The 2,430-nt window shown below is 54.9% G+C and carries 2 protein-coding genes; both read left to right on the plus strand.

Annotation, left to right across the window (positions count from 1 at the left end; all coding sequences use genetic code 11):
- The coding region (locus tag K7431_RS30775) for an RHS repeat domain-containing protein (protein WP_224265984.1) at window positions 1-2,047 on the plus strand (2,047 nt) is incomplete at its 5' end.
- On the plus strand, window positions 2,044-2,376 hold the full coding sequence (locus K7431_RS30780) for a hypothetical protein (protein WP_012723796.1): 333 nt from the start codon (window positions 2,044-2,046) through the stop codon (window positions 2,374-2,376). The genes K7431_RS30775 and K7431_RS30780, both read left to right, overlap by 4 nt.
- Window positions 2,377-2,430 lie beyond the last annotated feature (54 nt).

The raw sequence follows: 2,430 nt of genomic DNA on the forward strand, positions 1-2,430 counted from the left end.
AAAAATCACTTCCGAACGCGATGAGCTGGGGAATGTTACCCGCTACGAATACGCCGACGGCTTGCACCTGATCAGCCGTCGCCTCAACGCCGATGGCAGCCAGGTCAACTACCGCTACGACAACGTGCGTTTGTTGCTGACCGAGATCGAAAACGAGGTTGGCGAAACCTACAAGCTTGATTACCACGCCAACGGCCTGATCCAACAGGAGATCGGCTTTGACGGTCAGCGCACCGCTTACGTTTACGACCTCAACGGCAATCTTCAGGAAAAGACCGAACACGGCGATGACGGCAGTCAGTTGGTTACCCGCTACGAGCGCGACCATGCCGGTCGGCTCGTAAGAAAAACCCTGCCTGATGGCAACAACGTTGATTACGCCTACGACCGCCAGGGCAACCTCCTCAGCGTCGAAGATGGCCATTGGGCCCTGGCTTACGAATACGACGCCCAAAACCGCCTCACCGCCGAACACCAAGGCTGGGGCACCCTGCGCTACGGCTACGACAACTGCGGCCAACTAACAAACCTGCGCCTGCCCGACAACAACCGCCTCACCTTCAACCACGACAAAGGCGGCCACCTGGCCACCGTCGAACTGAACGGCGAGATCCTCACTTCGCATCTCTACAAAGCCGGCCAGGAACACCAACGCCAACAAGGCCAACTGATCAGCCACTACCACTATGACGACCAGCAACGCTTGCACGCCCACGCCGTCACCCAACCGGAATACACCCTCTACCAACGCCATTACGACTACGACAAATCCGGCAACCTCACCCGCCTGCTCGACACCCGCAAAGGTGAACAGCACTACCACTATGACCCACTAAGCCGCCTCACCCGCGCCAACCACTCCCAAGACGAGCCAGAACGCTTCGGCCACGACCCCGCCGGCAACCTGCTCATGCAAGACCGTCCCGGCCCCGACATCGTCGCCGGCAACCGCCTGATGATCCAAGGCGACCACCACTACGACTACGACGCCTTCGGCAACCTCATCCGCGAACGCCGCGGCAAAGGCCACGCACTTGTCACCGAATACCGCTACGACTGCCAGCATCGGCTGATCGGCATCACCCAACCTAACGGCCAGACCGCCAGCTACCGCTACGACCCGTTTGGGCGGCGTATCAGCAAAACCGTCGACGACGTAACCACCGAGTTCTTCTGGCAAGGCGACACACTCATCGCCGAACACCATGCGGACCGTCACCGCAGCTACCTCTATGAACCGGACAGCTTTCGTCCACTGGCTCTACTGGAAGGATTCGGCCCAAAAGAAACCAAGGTCTACCACTACCAACTTGACCACCTCGGCACCCCACAAGAACTCACCGACACCGAAGGAGAAATTGTCTGGTCCGCGCACTACCGCGCATACGGCGAAATCACCCGGCTCGACATCGGAAAAATCGACAACCCGCTGCGCTTCCAGGGCCAATACTTCGATCCAGAAAGCGGGCTGCACTACAACCGCCATCGCTACTACCATCCGGATATTGGTCGGTACCTGACACCGGATCCAGTGAAGCTGGCGGGTGGGATCAATGCGTACCAGTACGTGCCCAACCCTACAGGATGGATAGACCCGTTGGGGTTGAATAACTGCCCTGGAGAAGACGGGTGTGGGGCGGAGGTGAGTGCTAAGGATCCGGCCAAGTCGACAAAAGTGGATCCAGGAGAAGCTGAACTACCTAAAACTGGGGGAGCTGAGCGAGCAGCTAAGTATTCCTCAAACTGGAAGGTAGCAAGCTTAGATGAAAACATCGTCAAGTTTGCCGGCACTGACCCAATCGTGACGACGACAGACAAAGGCAAGAAAATCTACAAGAACCCTGCAAATGGCGTTGAAATTGTAGAGGACCTCAATGGGGACTACTTCAGAATCCATGACCCATCACAGCCGGGAAAAAGGCGCTACTTGAGTCTTGAAGGCGTGGTCCCTAACAACAAGACATCCCCTTCAGGAAAGCAAATCGGTAGAACGCAAAGCGAATACAATGAAGCCACCCACTTTAATAAAAAGGTACACAAAAAATGAAAGTAATCTGTACCCCACTTACCTTAGAGGCCATGAGTTTATTAGACGTAGACGACTGCCCGGACTCTTTACTCGAAAGCGTTACGCTCACCCACGAAGAGTACGAACAACTTCTACAGTCAGGCGCGCTAGAAGCAATAAACACCACGCTGGGAAAAATAATTGACGACTACGAAGACGAAGTCATCTACAACCTTGAGGAGCTCAACAAAACCTTAGCGATCCTCAATAACCATCTGACGCCCGAAAACTCATCTACTATAAAAAAATTAATCGATCTAAACACCCTTGCGATCAAAAACCGAACAGGCCTCTTTTTCTTCTTCTAGCTTTTTACGTATCCCGCATTAATCCCCCTCACCCCCACGCCACCACCAACAACC

The organism is Pseudomonas fluorescens group sp., from assembly GCF_020093335.1.
Classification (GTDB): domain Bacteria; phylum Pseudomonadota; class Gammaproteobacteria; order Pseudomonadales; family Pseudomonadaceae; genus Aquipseudomonas; species Aquipseudomonas petroselini.